The organism is Reinekea marina (assembly GCF_030409715.1).
Lineage (GTDB): Bacteria > Pseudomonadota > Gammaproteobacteria > Pseudomonadales > Natronospirillaceae > Reinekea > Reinekea marina.
In genome coordinates, this window is record NZ_JAUFQI010000001.1 from 281,469 (window position 1) to 299,202 (window position 17,734).

Consider the following 17,734-nt stretch of genomic DNA (forward strand, 5'->3'; position numbering starts at 1 on the left):
AACTTTTCGTAACGACATTAAACCAAATCTATATCAAAATATATTGATATAGTTCTTGCAATTATTCAATGCGCTGCTATCGTTCCCCGTTATGAACATAAATGACATTTCAGGCTTCTTTAAAGCCATTTCAGACCCTACTCGTCTGGCTATATTGCAGATTCTTGGTTCAGGCGCATACGGCGTACTGGAACTGTGCGACATGCTCGATGTGAAACAATCGGGAATGAGCCATCACTTAAAAGTGCTCAGTACGGCCGGCTGGGTAGAAAAAAGACGTGAAGGCAATACCATTTTTTATCGTCGAGCGTTGGGAGATGCACTGAGCATACAACAGCAAATATTTCGTGAGCTCGATCTACATCCAATTGACGAAGCCGTGCGTATACAACAACAGCAAATCCGATCTGAGCGTTTAAATTCTGCTCGGCGGTTTTTTGTTGAACATGTTGATGAGTTCGAATTGCATCAAGAACGCATCGTTTTATTTGAACATTACGGTCCTGAAGCCTTGCAATTGTTAGACAGCTTAGACCGACCCAAACAACAAAATGTATTAGAAGTAGGCCCCGGCAAAGGCGAGTTTTTACGCGCCTTGGCTGAACGTTTTGATGACGTCACGGGCATCGATATTTCTCCCGTAATGCTTGATCAAGCAAAAGCTCAAGTGGGCGAATATAACAACGTGAAATTTATAGAAGGTAGTACCGAGTTTTTGGCCGAGCAAAACCAACAATTCGATATCATCATCTACAATATGGTTCTGCACCACGTACCCACACCTGAAGGCGAGATAGCGCAATGTGCGCAACTGTTGCGGCCAGGTGGTTTGCTCATCGTGACCGATCTGTGCCACCACGATCAAGAGTGGGCAAGAGAACAGTGTGGGGATCAATGGCTGGGATTTGAACCAGAAGAATTACACCAGTGGGCCAATAAACATGGATTCGCCCACAATCAAAGCCGATTTTTAGCCTTGCGTAACGGGTTTCAAGTGCAAACCCAAGTGTATAGCAACGCATAACAGATTAGATAAAGAGGACCCTTAAATGAGCGAATACAGTGTTTTTACTTCTGAAAGTGTTTCAGAAGGCCACCCAGATAAAATGGCCGATCAAATATCCGATGCGGTATTAGATGCCATCATCAAAGAAGACCCACATGCACGCGTGGCCGTTGAAACCTTAGTAAAAACCGGCATGGCAATAGTCGCAGGCGAAGTTCGAACCTCAACATACGTAGATTTAGAAGACATTGTCCGCGATGTTATTTTAGACATAGGCTATGACAGCTCAGATGTTGGTTTCGATGGTAAATCTTGTGCCGTTTTAAACGCCATTGGCAAGCAGTCGAGCGATATCGCCGTGGGTGTAGATGAAGCCGAAGATAAAGACTTAGGCGCCGGCGACCAAGGCTTAATGTTTGGCTACGCAACGAATGAAACCGACACCCTAATGCCAGCGCCTATTTACTACTCTCACCGATTAGTAGAACAGCAAGCAAAGCTTCGTAAAAACGGCAAGCTTGGCTGGTTGCGCCCCGATGCAAAATCACAAGTCACCTTACGTTACGAAAACGGCAAGCCAGTTGCTGTCGATGCCGTTGTTCTTTCAACCCAGCACAACCCAGACATCAGCCTAGATGATTTGCGCGAAGCCGTGCGTGAAGAAATTATTAAAGAAGTGTTACCGGCCGAGTGGTTACACGCTGATACTCAATACCACATCAACCCAACGGGGATTTTTGTCATCGGTGGTCCAGTAGGCGATTGTGGCTTAACCGGTCGTAAAATCATCGTCGATACTTACGGCGGCATGGCACGACACGGTGGTGGTGCATTCTCAGGAAAAGACCCTTCTAAAGTAGACCGTTCAGCGGCTTACGCAGGTCGGTATGTGGCTAAAAATATTGTAGCCGCTGGCCTAGCCGACCGTTGTGAAATTCAAGTGTCTTACGCAATTGGTGTGGCAGAGCCAACATCAATTTCAATCAATACGTTCGGCACCCATAAGATTTCAGAGCAAGCCATCGCACAACTTGTTCGTGAAAACTTTGATCTGCGCCCACGCGGCATTATTGAAATGCTCGACCTTCGCAAACCAATTTACCAGCCAACCGCGGCTTACGGTCACTTTGGTCGTGAAGGCTTTAGCTGGGAGAATTTGGATAAAGTTGAGGTTTTGAAGAGCGCTTTGTAAGTGTTAGAAAAAGCTGCAAATTTTTAGCTGCTAGCTGCTAGCTGCTAGTAAGTTCAAAAGAAAGGGTTTGCGGTAAACCGTTCGTATCAGATGCTTGCTGGGCGAGGGTGTAAATTTAAAAGTGAATGACTGTTTGAGCGTAGCGAGTTGTTATGAACGGCTTAGATCTATACCGGAGCGCAGAGCAAGCATCGTGGCACTGTAGGAAGAGGAGCTGCAAGCTGCAAGTAAGTTCAAAAGAATGAGCTTGTGGTAAACCGTTCGTATCAGATGCTTGCTGGCGAGCATCGTGGCTTTGAGTATAGGTATGCTGCAAATTGGTTGTACCTAGCAGCTTGAAGCTTGAAACAGAATTTTAAAAAATGGCTGGATCAGATCGTCCTGATGCACCTACTGAAAATAGAGGATTACAACATATGTCAACATTTACCGATTATAAAGTGGCCGATATTTCTTTAGCTGATTGGGGCCGAAAAGAAATCGCCATTGCCGAAAGTGAAATGCCAGCCCTGATGGCCCTGCGAAAAAAGTACCGTGCAGAGCAACCTTTAGCGGGTGCAAAAATTATGGGTTGTATCCACATGACAATCCAAACTGCAGTATTAATTGAAACCCTTATAGACCTCGGTGCCGATGTTCGTTGGTCTTCTTGTAATATTTTCTCAACGCAAGATCATGCAGCCGCCGCCATTGCTGCAGCCAACATTCCAGTATTTGCTTGGAAAGGCGAAACCGAAGAAGAATTTTTGTGGTGCATTGAACAAACCATACTGGCTGAAAAAGATGGTACCGATGTTTGGGATGCCAACATCATATTAGACGATGGCGGCGACTTAACTGAAATGGTGCACAACAAATACCCACAGTTGTTAGATAACATACACGGCATTTCAGAAGAAACCACCACCGGTGTTCACCGTTTGTTGGAAATGTTAGAAAAAGGTGAACTTAAAGTTCCCGCCATTAACGTCAACGATGCCGTCACAAAATCTAAAAACGACAACAAATACGGTTGCCGTCACTCACTAAACGATGCCATAAAACGCGGTACCGATCACCTACTGGCCGGTAAAAAAGCCTTAGTAATTGGCTACGGCGACGTAGGTAAAGGTTCCGCCGCCTCTTTGCGTCAAGAAGGCATGATTGTAAAAGTTACAGAAATTGATCCAATCTGTGCCATGCAAGCCTGCATGGACGGCTTCGAAGTGGTTTCACCGTACAACAACGGTCAAAACGACGGAACAGCAAGCAGTATCAACACCCAACTGTTAGAAAATACCGACCTTATAGTCACTACAACAGGTAACACAAATGTCTGTGACAAGCACATGCTCGCCGCCGTTAAAAAAGGTGCAGTAGTGTGCAACATCGGTCACTTCGACAACGAAATCGATACCGCATTCATGCGCAAAAACTGGACCTGGGAAGAAGTTAAACCACAAGTTCATCAAGTGTATCGAAGTGACGCCAAAGACGACTTCATCATCTTGTTGTCTGAAGGGCGACTCGTAAACCTAGGCAACGCCACCGGCCACCCTAGCCGAATCATGGATGGCTCATTTGCCAACCAAGTACTGGCTCAGATGTATTTGTATGAGCAAAAATTTGCCGACTTACCCGCTGAAGAAAAAGCAAAAAATTTGTACGTTAAAATTTTGCCAAAGAAATTAGATGAAGAAGTTGCAGCGGAAATGGTTAAAGGATTTGGAGGCGTTATAACCACGCTAACCGCCGATCAGGCGAGCTACATTAACGTGCCCGTTGATGGTCCATTTAAGCCTGATGATTATAAGTATTAGGGGAAGCTGCAAGTTTTTAGCTGCTAGCTGCAAGTAAGTTCAAAAGAAGGTGCTTGTGGTAAACAGTTAGTATCAGATATTTGCTGGGCGAGGGTGTAAATTTAAAAGTGAATGACTGTTTGAGCGTAGCGAGTTGTTATGAACGGCTTAAATTTATACCGGAGCGCAGAGCAAGTATCGTGGCGCTGTAGGAAGAAAAGCTGCAAGTTTTTAGCTGCTAGCTGCTAGTGAGTTCAAAAGAAGGTGCTTGTGGTAAACAGTTAGTATCAGATGCTTGCTGGGCGAGGGTGTAAATTTAAAAGTGAATGACTGTTTGAGTGTAGCGAGTTGTTATGAACGGCTTAAATTTATACCGGAGCGCAGGGCAAGCATCGTGGCACGGTTTGGAAAGAAGCTGCAAGTTTTTAGCTGCTAGCTGCTAGCTGCAAGTAAGAGATTAAGAGCAGTTTTTAGCTGCGAGCTTCGGGTTTATAGACAAGAGACATAGCTTATGAAAAGGGTAGCTCCCACTTTTGAACTTACTCGCAGCTCGAAGCCCGCAGCTTAAAACCGTTTTTACATAGTTAGTCAAAATCAAATTACAGCGTTATTTAGATCTTCTTAAGAAGGCGTTAATGCTCTAAAAACCAAAGGAAAATGAAAATGAACACTGTCGTTCCTGTTAGCTTTGAGTTTTTCCCGCCTAAGACTGAAGCGGGCTATGAAAAACTTTTAAAAGCACACGACGAATTGAAAGCGGCTAACCCTGAGTTTTTCAGTGTTACATACGGTGCAGGCGGCTCAACTCAAGAACGAACCATTAACACTGTGATCGAACTGAACCAACGTGGCGTCTCTGCTGCCCCTCATTTATCGTGCATTGGTTCTGAGAAAGAAACAGTAAAAGCTTTGCTAGAGAAATACCAAGCGGCCGGAATTAATCGCATCGTGGCACTGCGAGGTGACTTACCCAGCGGCATGGTCGGCACTGGTGGTGATTTTAGCCATGCCTCAGATTTAGTACGGTATGTGCGAGAAACTTTTGGCGACGCATTTAATATTGAAGTAGCCGCCTACCCAGAAATGCACCCACAGGCCGAAAATTTAGATAAAGACATCGACTTCTTTGTCGCCAAAGCAAATGCGGGGGCCGATAGCGCAATAACCCAGTATTTTTATAACGCCAACGCCTACAAGCACTTTGTAGATGAAGTGAGAAAGCGGGGATGCAACATACCGATTGTGCCCGGCATTATGCCAATTACCAACTACAGTGCCCTAGCTCGATTCTCAGACGCGTGTGGTGCCGATATTCCACGCTGGATGCGACTGGCCTTGCAAACTTGCGGAGACGATACCAAGAGAATTCAATCCATTGGTTTGAACTTTGTCGTCGATCTGTGCAAAGAACTCATCGCCGCAGGTGCACCAAAGCTGCACTTTTACAGCATGAATCAATCAGCACCATCGCTGGCCATTTTGGAGCAACTGCAGAATAACTAAATGGCAACTGTATCTGCTCACTTGCAAATGTGAGTGAGCAGCGCAAGAATACTCATTTAAACTGTAAAGATTTATGCCGTGCAATCACTCTACTTTAACCTAATTGGGCTCTTGTCTGTATTCGCGTTGATAGTACACACGCTGTTTTTAGGGGTGTTTCTTTTTTGCGGTATTTTACTAAAACTAATCCTACCTAAATCGCTCAAAATACGCCTAGCCGATCCCATCATTGTTGAAGTGTCTCTCATCTGGATGGGCGGGATTCTTTTTTGGATGCGCCATGTGCACCGCTTAAAAGTTACCATAAATAATGAAGCTCAGCTGAGCATGGCTCAATGGAACCTCGTCATTGGTAATCATCAAAGTTGGCTCGATATTTTTGTCTTGTTCTTTGCAACCTATCGCAAACTGCCGGTATTGAAATTCTTCATAAAAAAACAGTTATTGTATGTGCCAATAGCTGGTGCGGCTTGGTGGGCGATGGATTACCCCTTTATGTCGCGATATTCACGTAAATACCTCACAAAACACCCGGAAAAGGCAGGAAAAGACTTAGAAACTACCAAAGAGGCCTGTAAAAAATTTACCCATGTACCTACTTCCATTGTAAATTTTTTAGAGGGCACGCGCTTCACAGAAGCCAAACACAAGCAGCAGAAATCTCCTTATAAACGGTTACTTAAGCCAAAGTCAGGTGGCTTAGCCTTTACCATTCAAGCGCTTGACGACAAGTTTGATACCTTGCTCGACGCTACCATTTATTACCAAGACAAGGCACCCAGCACTTGGGAAATGGCTTGTGGACGCTGCGGTGATATCAGCCTACACATTAAACAACGGCCAATACCGGCTCAATTTTCAAATATGGACTACACCCATAACCCAGAACACAAAGCACACTTTCAAGCCTGGGTTAACAAACTCTGGCAAGAAAAAGACGATCAGTTAGCCGCCATGCACGCGCAATCGGACCACCGTTAATACTGCTCAAACTGCAAAGCCAGCTTGCGAAAGTCGTTTTTCAGTTTTGCCCGCCAATAGCTTATACTCAGAGCACTAGCAACCAGGCATCTAAGTACCTTTATCATGACGAACATTACTGCATACATCGATGGTCAGTACGGCACCACCGGCTTACAAATTCAAGACCGATTAGCCAAGCACCCTAATGTAAGTGTTTTAAGCATTCCGGAAGCTCAAAAGAAAGACCCTAAATTGCGCAAAGAATACCTTAACAAAGCCGATGTGGTGTTTTTATGTTTGCCCGATGATGCAAGCCGTGAAGCCGTTTCACTGATAGACAACGATAATACCGTGGTGATCGATGCATCCAGTGCCTTTAGAACGGATCCAAGTTGGGTGTATGGTATTCCAGAATTACCAAACCAACGTTCACGACTAAAGCAGACTCAGCGTATCGCAAACCCAGGCTGCTACCCAAGCGGTATGACACTTCTGATCACGCCCTTGGTTCAAGCGGGTATCGTACCTAAAAATTACCCAATGGTTGTGCAAGCCATTACCGGTTATAGCGGTGGCGGAAAAACCATGATTGCCGACTACCGAGCCTTTAATAAGCAACAAGCTGAAGACGGTGCCGCTCGGCTAAAAAACTTAGACCTTAACCACAAGCATTTACCTGAGATGCAGGCCATTCCCGAATTAGATTTCGCACCTGTCTTTGTGCCGACAGTTGGCAACTTTGAACAAGGCATGTTGGTCTCTATTGCACTTCATGGGCACTTACTTAAGGGTTCAGCAGAATCTATTTATCAATCGCTGTTAACCACTTACCAAAACGAACCTTTTGTAACAGTGATGCCGCTAAACGATGAATCCGTATTGAATGAAGGTTTTTTAGCACCGACAGCCTGTAATGGTACGAATAGAATTGAATTGTTTGTTTACGAATCCGATCAGCGAATTTACCTTGTCGCGCGATTAGATAATTTAGGTAAAGGGGCTTCAGGGGCGGCCGTCCAAAATATGAATTGCCGATTCAACCTTGATGAAACCACCGGTCTGCTTTAATGATGCGACTTTTAATTTTTGTACTTAGTTTCGCACCTTTGATGTTAACGGCTGAGGAATCTGCGCGCGCTCAAGTACCTTCAGTCATTTACTTGCAGTTCCTAAATCAAAACGCCCCCCAATGGCTCTGCCAGCAAGACGCCACTTTTAGTTGTTTAGGTATTCCGGCAACAGTGTGCACGAAGGGCATTGAATCTGCTGCAAATCGTTGTGGTCCGACCTTATTATCACAATGGCCGGAATCGTTCACTGAAAGCCAAGAGAATGCGTTGTTTTATGGGGCTGAGTATCGCCAGTGTATTTTAGAAGATTGGATCACTCAACAATGGGTCACCCCCGAACAACTCACCCTGTGCGAGCCGAATAACAGCCTATGAGAACCATTAGAGCCTTATTACCCGAAGCCACCAAAGCTGGGCAAACCTTAGTGCTACCCGACAGCGTATTTCAGCATCTGATTAAAGTGCTAAGGCTTAGTAATGGAGCGGAGCTGCAGCTATTTAATGGCCAAGGTCAAAGATTTTCTGGGCAGTTAATCGAAGTTAGCAAGAAATCGGCTCAGGTTACCTTGTTAAGCGAACTTACTTCGCAGACTGAATCCCCCATTCAAACTCGAATGGGGCTGGTCATGAGTAAAGGGGATCGTTTTGACTACGCACTTCAAAAAGCCACCGAGCTCGGCGTCACACACATAACACCACTGACCAGTGAACGCTGCGATTTAAAGCTCAAAGCCGATCGAATAGAAAAGAAAATGCACCATTGGCAAGGGGTAATTTCCAGTGCTTGTGAGCAATGTTACCGAGATAAACTGCCAACACTATTACCCATTTCAAACATAGAAGAGTGGACTCGCACACAAGAAAGTGAGGTCAAACTTGTTTTGCATACGGCAACCGATGAGCCAAACTGGCCCGATCAATCACCGTCATCAATCAGTTTTTTAATTGGTCCCGAAGGCGGGTTAACCGAAGCCGAAATAAAGTCAGCGCAAAATAATGGCTTTGATGCATGGCAACTAGGGCCACGCATCTTAAGAACAGAGACAGCACCAGTGGTAATTCTGGCTCTATTGCAGCAACGCTGGGGTGACTTTTAAGGCACCTCATGTCCGTCTGCAGCAACCATTATTTCAAACCAAGTCTCACGATCAAGCTCAACTTCTAACGCACCCGCTACGCCATTCAAACGCTTAAGGTTATTAGTACCCACCACCGGAATAATATTCGCAGGGTGGGCCAGCAACCATGCAATGGCCACTAAGTCTACTCGGCTATTTTGCTCTTGCGCAATTCGCGCTAACACAGGCATCACTCGCTGAGCTGCCGCTTCATCGCCAAATAAACGACCACCCGCTAAAGGAGACCAAGCCATGGTAGCCATATTATCGTTCTGTAACGCTGAAAGGTCGCCATTTTTTAAAGCGCTGTTTTCCATGACGCTCAATTCTATTTGGTTTAACACCAATTTATGATGCATATTTTTCTGCAACCAGCGCCAATCTTCAGGCTTGAAATTTGAAACACCTACCGATCGAACTTTGCCTGACTCGATCAGGTTATCGAGTGTTCTGCCCGTAGCTTCAGCATCCATAAAGGGGTCAGGGCGGTGAATTAATAAGGTTTCAATCGTGTCTGAATGCAATAATTTCAAAGATTGCTCAACACTGGACTGAATATAGTTCGGTGACGTGTCGTAATACTTTACTCGGCGCGCCGGAAACTTATCGGTATCTAAACAGATATCACATTTAGTAATAATTTCCATTTGCTCACGCAGTGACTTATCTTCTGCCAGCACCTGGCCAAACAAGCGTTCACATTCATAATTGCCATAAATATCAGCATGATCAAAGGTCGTCATACCTTGCTCTAAAGCCAATTCAATTTTAGCGCGAACGTGCTTTGCGCTTGTGTCGCTGTCATCCGCAATTCGCCAAACGCCATAAACCAACTGACTCAAACTAAAATCCGAATTCGGTAGCATGACTCGATTCATAATGTTTCCTTAACGTTTATCTAAGTATGATTTTTTACGATTATTTAAATGCTATTGACGCCAGAATACGCCGATCACCTGTAAAGGGCTGGCGCGCATGCAATACCGTGTGATTATTCAAAAACAAAACATCGCCTTCGTGCCATTTAAAATTAACACACAGCTCATCCATGGCCTCTACTGTTTGTGCCATAACTGTGGCATCCATTTCTTGCCCATCGGCTAATACCACGGCTTTGTTTGCAACATTCCGGGCATCATCCCAACCGGTGTAAACGGCCAAAATAGAATTGAAGAAAGTTTTTTGTTGGGTCTCTTCATCAAATCGTATCGCAGGTAATGTTTTCGATTCAGTACGAAGCAGATCATTGTCTAACCACGACCAGGACATGCCATGTTCTTTCAGTTTTTCTTCACAAGAAGCTCGGTCACTGACGTTAAATGTTTCTTTCCAAGAGCGACCAATGGCCGAGCTTGCATCTGTTTCTGCAGGCATGAAGCGGATATAGCGCACGCCCTGCCGCTCTACTTCTTGAGCAAACTCAGGCGAAATTTCAAAAAAACGTTCGCATATTTCTCCTGAGTGTAAAATGGAAGTTGCCCCCCCAGACGCTGGAGCGGTATCGCAATAGAAAAATATATAACCCGGTGGGTGAGGGGTTTGTGCCATTTCATGATGAAATGGTATTTTTTCTGTGGCGGGAGACTCATTCGCCGTAACAATTCGCGAGGACGTGACCTGCGTTCTTGGCGCCGCACCGCCGACATAAGGCATGTTTTGGTAATCGGTTTGGTCTAAAAACTGTTCGAAGGCATCGGCCGATGACACAGGAAAGCCTCGAAACAAAAGTGCACCGTGTTTAATAAGTTGCGCATGAAGCGCCTCTTTGTTTTCTGTAACCCAGGTATCAAACGCTGGCTTCTCACTGGCGACCGTTTCATTGGGTGGTAATACGACTAAAGGGAAATCTAAGCCATTCACCTGTTTTTGTTCTTCAATTTTACCGATGTTTAGACTCATTCAATGCTCGCTTACTTACGTGTATCAATGTTGTATGAATTTAACTAAGAGCACCTTAACAATGAAATGCATTGATGTAAATCAATAGTGAATGAATTAAGCAAAACTCGCGCAGAAGCTCCGCCTTTATTCTCTGGCCGATTTTAAAAATTATTATTGAAATTCCTGTTAGAATTGACTCAGAGCCGGTCGCCATTGGCGTGCAAAAGAAAGGAAAGTATCTAACGTAGCATTGGGCGAAACATCTTTATGCGCTAACAATGTAAACTGACGCGCCAATGCGAGCTCTGTTTTTAATTCTATTAGCGTATTTGCGGCCAATTCATCCCGAACGGCCAATCTCGACAAACAACCGACACCAAGGCCGGCTCGGGCTGATTGCTTAATGGCTTCTTGTCGCGACAACGACATCGCTATTTTGGGTGTTTCATGTCGCTGCGCAAAAGCCGTATCAAACACAGCCCGAGTACCAGAGCCTTGCTCACGCACAATCCAAGGCTGAGCCGCCAATTCACTACTGGGTATAAACCCCTTGTTAGACCAAAAGAAGCCGGGCTGAGCAAAGACCACTAGTTCATCATCTAACCACATCTCTGATTTGGCATGAACAGAATAGGCCGGCCCTTCAATAAAGCCGACACTGGCTCGGCCGCTTTCAATATGCTGAACAACACGCTCAGTGTTATCGATATTTAACTGCGGTTGTACTTTTGGGTAATGGGCTACGAAGTTGGCCAGTAGCTGAGGCATTAGGTAGGATGCGATTGTTTCACTGGCACTGACGTTTAAGACACCGCCAACAAAATGCTCGCTGGGGAAGCGAAGGCTGTCTAAGCTCGCTAAAACTTGGCGCACTTTTGGCAAAGCCAAGGTTCCGGCTTCGGTTAGCTTCAGCGTTCGTCCCGTTTTCCGAAATAGTCGATACCCCAGCTGATTTTCGATCTCTTTGAGGGCTTGGCTAGCCGCAGATTGGCTGATAGCCTGCTCGTTTGCTGCCTCAGTTAATGACTGACAACGACAAATGGCTTCGAACAACTTCAACTGACGCATCGATAAATTCATTAGAAATACTTATATATTGAATTGTATATATCCATTATTTTTATCTATATAACTGATTTAGTCTAGTGTTATTGAAATACTAGTGTGATGCCTTATGTGGTTAGCTTTACCAATCATCAGTTTGATCGCCTTTATGGTCGCAAAAACAGAATTTGCACAGCAAAATGGGATCGGCGCACTGCCTCTGGCAATTGTACTAGGGATAATTGTTGGCAATTTACTGGCGAATAAGCCATTAACTCAGCGCAGTTCGACCATTCTTGAGTTCAGTAAAAAGAAACTGTTACGCGCAGGTATTATTTTATTTGGAAGCCACCTTACTTGGTCACAATTAGTGGCGGTTGGTTGGCAGGCCGCCTTACTAGATGCGGTTGTTATCAGTACCGTTCTGACTGTTGGCTATATTCTTGGCGTGCGCTTTCTGGGCATGGATCGAGAAGAAACCATTCTTATTTCGGTAGGCAGTGCGGTATGTGGCGCAGCGGCCATATTGGCTACAGAACCCGTTTTAAACGCCAAGCAACGTGATGTTTCGGTCGCGGTTGCAACCGTTGTGGTGTTTGGCACTTTGGCCTTATTTTGCTACCCCTTTATATTTCACCTCAGCCAATTGAGCAGTGAAGCCTTTGGAGTATATATTGGAAGTACCGTACATGAGGTAGCCCAAGCCGTTGCTGCAGGCCAAGCCATAGACTCTGAGGCAATGAATAACGCTGTCGTGGTAAAACTAATGCGAGTGATGATGCTTGCGCCTGTCGTGATTATTATTGCTTCGCTTTATCAACGCACCATCAGCGGCCAACAATTGAATACGGCTCACGCCCTTCCTTGGCCGTGGTTTGTGTTTGGCTTTATTGCGATGGTTGCATTTAACAGCCTATTTAATTTGCCAGACTTTATCGTTAGCGCCTTTCAAGTTAGCGCTCAGCTGCTACTGACCGTGGCTATGACGGCCCTTGGGTTGCAGACCAAATTCAGCGCGATTAAAGCAGCAGGTACTAAACCGTTATTACTTTCAGCCACCTTGTTTGGTCTTTTATTGGGCGGCGGTTTCTTAATACACCAAGTACTGTACTAGCACTTTCAAAGACGTTGCTAATCAACTTTTAACCCTGAGGGTACCCGTTCGGGCACACCTAAACGACCTCGCAAACTTTCTTTATCGGTCAGGGCTTTTAAAAAAGCCATGATGAATGGCATGTCAGATGGATTTACTGTAACGGGGATGTTTGTCACGGTGCTGAACAATCGCTGTTGTTCTTGTTTATCGTGCCACAAAATATCATCAGGTCGAATGTGTTCGGCTTTGGGCAATGTGGCTAAATCTAATCGGTAATTTTTAAAATAAGTCTTTGGGTCGGTATGGTGCATGACAATTTCTGCTAGCGAATTATAAGCACCGTTATGTCCGTATGGCCCTGTCTCAGTAACATTACGCAAACTTGGTGTTCTAAACTTATAGGCATCTTCGGCTAAATCGGTTTCATTTATTCGACCCATATCGCGAGCTTTATAATCAAACTGCCGAGTCCGGCCAGGACCTAAAAAAGGCAGTGCGATGTTATGAAAGTCATGGTCGGTTTGTAATGCACCCGCGTGGCAGATAGCGCAGTTAGCTGAGCCATAAAAAAGTGCCATTCCTTTTTTCTGTTCTTCATTTAACGCGGCGGTATCGCCTCGTAAGTAGTCATCAAACGGACTCTCATCGGCTCTAAATTCAAACCGTTCAAACGCACTGATGGCATTGGCAATATGCACCATTGTTATATCAGAACTTTGTTCAACGTCATCAAAGGCATCTATAAACAGATCTACATACTCAGGAAAACTCACAATGCGCTGAACCATTATTTGCCAACCATAGTCAATACGGCGGCGAACAGCGCCCGGCATTTCATTTTCATTTTTATCGCCCGCCATTTCAACATCGGATGCTAAAGGAAACATGGCTTGCACGGCGACCAAATCGGTTAAGCCTATTGGCAAAAACTCCTCGGCTGGGGAGTTAAAGCCTGAAGCAAATAAGGTATCTCGGCTGACGCGCCCATCGTGAAATAAGTGAGTAAATTCACGCGCGCCAATATTCCATAATGCAGGCGCGTTCCGTGGCACTCGTCGTTCAGCTTTTAAATGTCCAGAACCGAATGATCGCATTGCGCCAATGCCATCACCGCCTTCGCCAATACCTAACGATAATCCATCGGAACTGCCAAAGTCGGGGTGATGACAAGTCGCGCAGGCAATATTTTTATTTCCGCTGAGAATTTTATCGTAGAACAAAAGCTGTCCAAGCTTCGCGGCCTCTAATGACACGGGAAGAAATGCATCGTCCGTTAAAGGCTTAGGAAGGCTTTGTGCCAACACGAGTTGATTCAAAAAACAAAACACAATTGTGCTCAGCCAATGCCGTATATTCACACTCGTATCTCTTTTATTGTTGTTATATGCTGAGTGTATCAAATATGAATGAATGACACAGCAATGAAACTATTTAACGCAATAATTATCGGCTTAACGATCTCTTTTTCAACCACAACTCAGGCCGACTTAGAACACGCCAAACAGTTAATGGAAGCGGATCAATTTACCAAGGCGTATCAAACTTTACTGCCATTTGCGCAAGCTGGAAATGCCGAAGCTGAAGAGTTAATCGGGGTCATGTATGCCATGGGCCTGGGAGTTGAGAAAGATGATATTCGCGCTTTTGAATGGTATTTACGTTCCGCTATGAAAGGCCACCCTGGAGCGCAATCAGGTATTGGTTGGTACTATGAAGTGGGTCGAGGTATCACAGAAGTTGACTTAGTAAGGGCTTATCTATGGTACGGTCTTTCTGCAATTGGTGGTGACCCTGATGCAGCGGTCAGCATAGAGGAGGTTGTAAAGAAAATGACACCCAATCAAATCAGCAAGGCTCGAGAATTAATTGAAGATTATCGAGGTCATTTGTATCCATTTAAAGATTAGTATCGCCATGGATTCACTATAAAAAAGCGGCGATTCATAATTCGAATCGCCGCAGCTTTATCTTAATTTAAATCTTTCGCGTACTGCATAGCTACGGCTTTTTCAGCTTTGCTCGCTTCAGATACAAGTAATTCGTAATATTTCTTACCCGACTTCACATTTTCACTGAACCAAGTATAAACAGGGGCTGCCGCTTGTTTGAATTGTGCTTTTTCTTCAGGCGTTGGTACGTAAAGCGTCCCGCCAGCTTTGGCGAAATCTTGATAAGCTTGAATCGACTTTCGCTTAGGTGAGGCAAACGTCGCTTGCTGAAGTGCACTGAAACCATCGACCATAACGCGACGTAGTTCTTCAGGCATATCTAAAAATACTTCATTATTCATGAACCATAATGCAGACATGTAAGCGTGACCATCTAAGGTTACATACTTAAGACCGGCTTCAGGAAATTTCATTCCCATTATATCGGTAATTCCGTTTTTAGAACCTTCAACAACACCGGTTTGGAACGAGGTATATAGCTCAGGCCAAGGGATTGGTGTAGGGCTAGCGCCTAACGCTTTAACTAATTCTTGTGGTAGGTCGGCCACTACGGTACGAATTTTTAAGCCTTCCATATCTTCAGGCGATTTGACCGTACGCTTGGTATTAGCAAAGTTGCGCCAGCCACCAGTATTACCAATGGTCATTAAACGAATGCTGTCATTCGAATCAGCCAAAATGTCTTTGCGCATTTCACGAACGAAATCTCCAGAAAGAACCGCTTCGGCAATGCGGTCATCACGCAATAAGTAGGGTAGGTCGAGTACCTGAACATAAGGGAACATGTTCGCGGTACCGCCACTGGTCGAAATATAAATATCAACCGAGCCATCTTCTAGCGCTTGCAAACACTCCGTACCGTTTGCACATAGTTGAGTACCAATAAATAGATCGACACTGATCTTGCCGTTAGAGTGAGCTTCTACGAAATCTTTGAACACAACTAAGCCATCGTAGTCTTCATCATTTTCGTTAGAGTTTGCTACTGCACGCAGTTTAAAATCGGCAGCTTGCGCTACGCCAATAGAAAAAGTAAGCGCTGCAGCTGCAAGGCCGCCAACGATTCTTTTTGTGAAGTGTTTTGTTTCTACCGTCATTGAGTAACCCTCATTATTATTGTTTATATTTTCCGATTTAAGGAACCGGTCGACCGTTAAAACCTGATATCAGCTCTATGCCCGATTAGGCTTTAATTCTCTTACGCAAGCCCCAGCCAACGAGGAATCGTCATCGATACCGCTGGGAAGAATGTAATTAAAAAAATCACTGCAATTTCAACCGCTAAAAACGGCAATATGGCCTTGGCAATGGATTCCACCTTTTCACCGGAGACACTCGACGCCACAAACAACACCAAGCCCATGGGAGGCGTTGCTAAGCCAACGGTTAAGTTAACACTCATGATGATTGCAAAATGCACAGGGTCTATACCCAATTGAATAAAGATGGGCGCTAATATTGGCCCTAGAATAATGATGGCTGGTCCTGCGTCTAAAAACATTCCCACAACGAACAGCAATAAATTGATGGCTAATAATAGAATCAACGGATTATCGCTGATCGCCAAAACCCAACCTGCAAGATCTTCTGCGGCATGAGATAAGCTCACTACCGTTTTAAAAGCAATGGCGGAGCCGACGATGAGCAATACCACCGAAGACGCCATGGCCGATTTTGTGAAAATAGCCGGTAAGTCAGAAAGCTTTACGGTTTTTAAAACCCAGATACTTAGAAACAGTGCATAGCCAACGGCAATGGCAGAAGCCTCTGTTGGCGTAAAGACACCAAATATAATTCCGCCTAAAATTATTACGGGTGTCAGTAAGGGTAAAATAGCCAACTTAGTGGCGGAGCCACGTTCGGACCAAGTGGCTTTTTTGGCAGCAATTGGAAAATCGTGCTTTTTAGCCAATAGAGCGGTGACACCCATTAACGCTAAGCCGACTAAAATGCCGGGCACTATGCCTGCGGCAAACAACGCTGCAACAGAGACTTCCATCGTGTAAGCGTAAATAATCATAATGCCTGAAGGCGGAATGATGGGGCCTATTACTGAACTGGCCGCGGTAATCGCGGCGGCAAAACGCCGAGAGTAGCCATTTTTTTCCATGGCAGGAATCAACATGGATCCTAACGCCGACGTATCCGCAACTGCAGAACCACTCAGGCCTGCAAACAGCATACTGGACATAATGTTAACGTGCGCCAAGCCACCTCTAACATGGCCAATAAACACTTGCGAAAAGTTAACAAGGCGCAAAGTAATACCGCCTCGATTCATCACTTCACCAGCGAGCATAAAAAACGGAATGGCCATTAACGGGAATGAGTCAATGCCGTTATAAATATTGCGAAAGAGCAAAGGAATGTCACGCGACATATCAGACAGAATTAGCATTAAGCCTGGCGCGAATAATGTAGCGAAAAAAACCGGTAAGCCAATTAAAATAAGTATCAGAAACAGAGGTAAAAAAAGCACTAACATAGACTATTCCCCAGACATCGTTACTTGGGTGGGCGCGTGTTTAATGCCCAGCAAATTTTTTAACACCATTTCGATATTGACTAACAGCATGGTGCCAAAGCACACCGGCATCGCGAGGTATATCCAAGCGCGCGGCAATTTGAACGATGCTGCACGGGTTCGAAAGCCACGATCAAAAAACTCAAGACCTAAAAAGAACAACTTATAGAGAACGACGCCGGCTATAAGTAGAAGCATCAATTGAAGCCAGCGACTCAGCGCGGCTGGTAAGGCATCGGGTAACATGTTGATCGCAACAAAGGCTTGGTTTCGGTAGGCTTGTGAAGCAACTAACGCCATCATCCAAATCATTAAGGCACGCGCCACTTCTTCTGGCCAAGGCAGCGCATTATTAAAGACGTACCGCAACACTACTTGCATTAAAATGGTGATCACCATTAAAGCCACGCATACCCAAGCCACTTGAGCACCGATGCGCATTATGAGGGTGTTTAACCCTTCTAACAGAGAAACAAACTGATTGATGGCTTTCATTAAGCCCTCCATCGTCGACTGACGTACTTCATAGGTCATCCATTATTGTTTTTATTGTTCTCCATTCGCTCTAGTGGCAAATGGTAGTTTTGCTTTTAACACGAACACTTTTATC

Annotated in this window: 19 protein-coding genes; 10 read left to right on the plus strand and 9 right to left on the minus strand. The window is 44.9% G+C overall.

What is annotated here, in order from left to right; translation table 11 throughout:
- The first annotated feature begins 55 nt into the window (after positions 1-55).
- Positions 56-1,024 (plus strand): metalloregulator ArsR/SmtB family transcription factor, encoded by a 969-nt coding sequence (locus QWZ13_RS01550; RefSeq protein WP_290280197.1) that lies wholly within the window; start codon positions 56-58, stop codon positions 1,022-1,024.
- A gap of 25 nt (positions 1,025-1,049) precedes the next feature.
- Complete coding sequence (metK, locus tag QWZ13_RS01555) at positions 1,050-2,198, plus strand: methionine adenosyltransferase (protein WP_290280198.1); 1,149 nt, start codon at positions 1,050-1,052, stop codon at positions 2,196-2,198.
- Positions 2,199-2,313: 115 nt separating this feature from the next.
- On the opposite strand, the gene QWZ13_RS01560 is transcribed toward metK, so the two are convergent.
- Positions 2,314-2,514: a hypothetical protein gene (locus tag QWZ13_RS01560; protein ID WP_290280200.1), complete on the minus strand. Its 201-nt coding sequence runs from the start codon at positions 2,512-2,514 to the stop codon at positions 2,314-2,316.
- Between the two features lie 100 nt (positions 2,515-2,614).
- Here QWZ13_RS01560 and ahcY point away from each other — a divergent pair, with 100 nt between their 5' ends.
- The 6 genes from ahcY to QWZ13_RS01590 all read left to right on the plus strand — a co-directional run bounded on the left by ahcY (position 2,615) and on the right by QWZ13_RS01590 (position 8,609).
- Positions 2,615-3,997 (plus strand): adenosylhomocysteinase, encoded by a 1,383-nt coding sequence (gene ahcY / locus QWZ13_RS01565; protein ID WP_290283241.1) that lies wholly within the window; start codon positions 2,615-2,617, stop codon positions 3,995-3,997.
- Between the two features lie 642 nt (positions 3,998-4,639).
- On the plus strand, positions 4,640-5,479 hold the full coding sequence (metF, locus tag QWZ13_RS01570) for a methylenetetrahydrofolate reductase [NAD(P)H] (RefSeq protein ID WP_216000799.1): 840 nt from the start codon (positions 4,640-4,642) through the stop codon (positions 5,477-5,479).
- Positions 5,480-5,557: 78 nt separating this feature from the next.
- Positions 5,558-6,460 carry a 1-acylglycerol-3-phosphate O-acyltransferase, YihG family gene (yihG, locus tag QWZ13_RS01575; protein ID WP_290280201.1) on the plus strand — a complete coding sequence of 301 codons (903 nt, stop codon included), beginning with the start codon at positions 5,558-5,560 and terminating at the stop codon, positions 6,458-6,460.
- Between the two features lie 105 nt (positions 6,461-6,565).
- Positions 6,566-7,510: an N-acetyl-gamma-glutamyl-phosphate reductase gene (gene argC / locus QWZ13_RS01580; protein WP_290280202.1), complete on the plus strand. Its 945-nt coding sequence runs from the start codon at positions 6,566-6,568 to the stop codon at positions 7,508-7,510.
- On the plus strand, positions 7,510-7,887 hold the full coding sequence (locus tag QWZ13_RS01585) for a hypothetical protein (protein WP_290280203.1): 378 nt from the start codon (positions 7,510-7,512) through the stop codon (positions 7,885-7,887). Before argC ends, QWZ13_RS01585 begins: the two co-directional genes overlap by 1 nt.
- Positions 7,884-8,609 (plus strand): 16S rRNA (uracil(1498)-N(3))-methyltransferase, encoded by a 726-nt coding sequence (locus QWZ13_RS01590; RefSeq protein ID WP_290280204.1) that lies wholly within the window; start codon positions 7,884-7,886, stop codon positions 8,607-8,609. The genes QWZ13_RS01585 and QWZ13_RS01590 overlap by 4 nt, the downstream gene beginning before the upstream one ends.
- Here the strand turns inward: QWZ13_RS01590 and QWZ13_RS01595 are convergent.
- From QWZ13_RS01595 to QWZ13_RS01610, 4 genes are read right to left on the minus strand one after another with little or no spacing between them, the layout of a single operon-like run.
- Entirely contained in the window at positions 8,606-9,508 is a 903-nt protein-coding gene (locus tag QWZ13_RS01595) for an aldo/keto reductase (protein WP_290280205.1), read from the minus strand. The genes QWZ13_RS01590 and QWZ13_RS01595 overlap by 4 nt on opposite strands.
- A gap of 40 nt (positions 9,509-9,548) precedes the next feature.
- The gene (locus QWZ13_RS01600) at positions 9,549-10,529 is read right to left on the minus strand and encodes a TauD/TfdA family dioxygenase (RefSeq protein ID WP_290280206.1); all 981 of its coding nucleotides are present in this window, start codon (positions 10,527-10,529) and stop codon (positions 9,549-9,551) included.
- 55 nt (positions 10,530-10,584) lie between these two features.
- Positions 10,585-10,725 (minus strand): hypothetical protein, encoded by a 141-nt coding sequence (locus QWZ13_RS01605; RefSeq protein WP_290280207.1) that lies wholly within the window; start codon positions 10,723-10,725, stop codon positions 10,585-10,587.
- Positions 10,698-11,591, minus strand: a complete 894-nt coding sequence (locus QWZ13_RS01610) for a LysR family transcriptional regulator (RefSeq protein ID WP_290280209.1) — start codon at positions 11,589-11,591, stop codon at positions 10,698-10,700. The genes QWZ13_RS01605 and QWZ13_RS01610 overlap by 28 nt, the downstream gene beginning before the upstream one ends.
- A 94-nt stretch (positions 11,592-11,685) precedes the next feature.
- Here QWZ13_RS01610 and QWZ13_RS01615 point away from each other — a divergent pair, with 94 nt between their 5' ends.
- Positions 11,686-12,669, plus strand: coding sequence for a YeiH family protein (locus tag QWZ13_RS01615; protein ID WP_290280210.1), 984 nt, complete (start codon positions 11,686-11,688; stop codon positions 12,667-12,669).
- A gap of 17 nt (positions 12,670-12,686) precedes the next feature.
- Here QWZ13_RS01615 and QWZ13_RS01620 read toward each other — a convergent pair whose 3' ends face one another.
- Positions 12,687-14,009, minus strand: a complete 1,323-nt coding sequence (locus QWZ13_RS01620; RefSeq protein ID WP_290280211.1) for a cytochrome-c peroxidase — start codon at positions 14,007-14,009, stop codon at positions 12,687-12,689.
- A gap of 48 nt (positions 14,010-14,057) precedes the next feature.
- On the opposite strand from QWZ13_RS01620, the gene QWZ13_RS01625 reads away from it, so the two are divergent.
- Positions 14,058-14,558 carry a tetratricopeptide repeat protein gene (locus QWZ13_RS01625; RefSeq protein ID WP_290280212.1) on the plus strand — a complete coding sequence of 167 codons (501 nt, stop codon included), beginning with the start codon at positions 14,058-14,060 and terminating at the stop codon, positions 14,556-14,558.
- Positions 14,559-14,620: 62 nt separating this feature from the next.
- On the opposite strand, the gene QWZ13_RS01630 is transcribed toward QWZ13_RS01625, so the two are convergent.
- From QWZ13_RS01630 to QWZ13_RS01640, 3 genes are all read right to left on the minus strand, one after another.
- Entirely contained in the window at positions 14,621-15,697 is a 1,077-nt protein-coding gene (locus tag QWZ13_RS01630; RefSeq protein WP_216000810.1) for a TRAP transporter substrate-binding protein, read from the minus strand.
- 101 nt (positions 15,698-15,798) lie between these two features.
- Complete coding sequence (locus QWZ13_RS01635) at positions 15,799-17,085, minus strand: TRAP transporter large permease (protein WP_216000811.1); 1,287 nt, start codon at positions 17,083-17,085, stop codon at positions 15,799-15,801.
- 3 nt (positions 17,086-17,088) lie between these two features.
- Complete coding sequence (locus tag QWZ13_RS01640) at positions 17,089-17,658, minus strand: TRAP transporter small permease (protein ID WP_290280214.1); 570 nt, start codon at positions 17,656-17,658, stop codon at positions 17,089-17,091.
- Positions 17,659-17,734: the final 76 nt, after the last annotated feature.

Coding starts and splice junctions, on each gene's coding strand:
- QWZ13_RS01610 (WP_290280209.1), bottom strand. CDS start 11,591: ATGAATTTATCGATGCGTCAGTTGAAGTTGTTCGAAGCCATTTGTCGT.
- QWZ13_RS01585 (WP_290280203.1), top strand. CDS start 7,510: ATGATGCGACTTTTAATTTTTGTACTTAGTTTCGCACCTTTGATGTTA.
- QWZ13_RS01595 (WP_290280205.1), bottom strand. CDS start 9,508: ATGAATCGAGTCATGCTACCGAATTCGGATTTTAGTTTGAGTCAGTTG.
- QWZ13_RS01640 (WP_290280214.1), bottom strand. CDS start 17,658: ATGACCTATGAAGTACGTCAGTCGACGATGGAGGGCTTAATGAAAGCC.
- ahcY (WP_290283241.1), top strand. CDS start 2,615: ATGTCAACATTTACCGATTATAAAGTGGCCGATATTTCTTTAGCTGAT.
- QWZ13_RS01600 (WP_290280206.1), bottom strand. CDS start 10,529: ATGAGTCTAAACATCGGTAAAATTGAAGAACAAAAACAGGTGAATGGC.
- metF (WP_216000799.1), top strand. CDS start 4,640: ATGAACACTGTCGTTCCTGTTAGCTTTGAGTTTTTCCCGCCTAAGACT.
- metK (WP_290280198.1), top strand. CDS start 1,050: ATGAGCGAATACAGTGTTTTTACTTCTGAAAGTGTTTCAGAAGGCCAC.
- QWZ13_RS01635 (WP_216000811.1), bottom strand. CDS start 17,085: ATGTTAGTGCTTTTTTTACCTCTGTTTCTGATACTTATTTTAATTGGC.
- QWZ13_RS01630 (WP_216000810.1), bottom strand. CDS start 15,697: ATGACGGTAGAAACAAAACACTTCACAAAAAGAATCGTTGGCGGCCTT.
- argC (WP_290280202.1), top strand. CDS start 6,566: ATGACGAACATTACTGCATACATCGATGGTCAGTACGGCACCACCGGC.
- QWZ13_RS01615 (WP_290280210.1), top strand. CDS start 11,686: ATGTGGTTAGCTTTACCAATCATCAGTTTGATCGCCTTTATGGTCGCA.
- QWZ13_RS01590 (WP_290280204.1), top strand. CDS start 7,884: ATGAGAACCATTAGAGCCTTATTACCCGAAGCCACCAAAGCTGGGCAA.
- QWZ13_RS01605 (WP_290280207.1), bottom strand. CDS start 10,725: ATGGCGACCGGCTCTGAGTCAATTCTAACAGGAATTTCAATAATAATT.
- QWZ13_RS01625 (WP_290280212.1), top strand. CDS start 14,058: ATGAATGACACAGCAATGAAACTATTTAACGCAATAATTATCGGCTTA.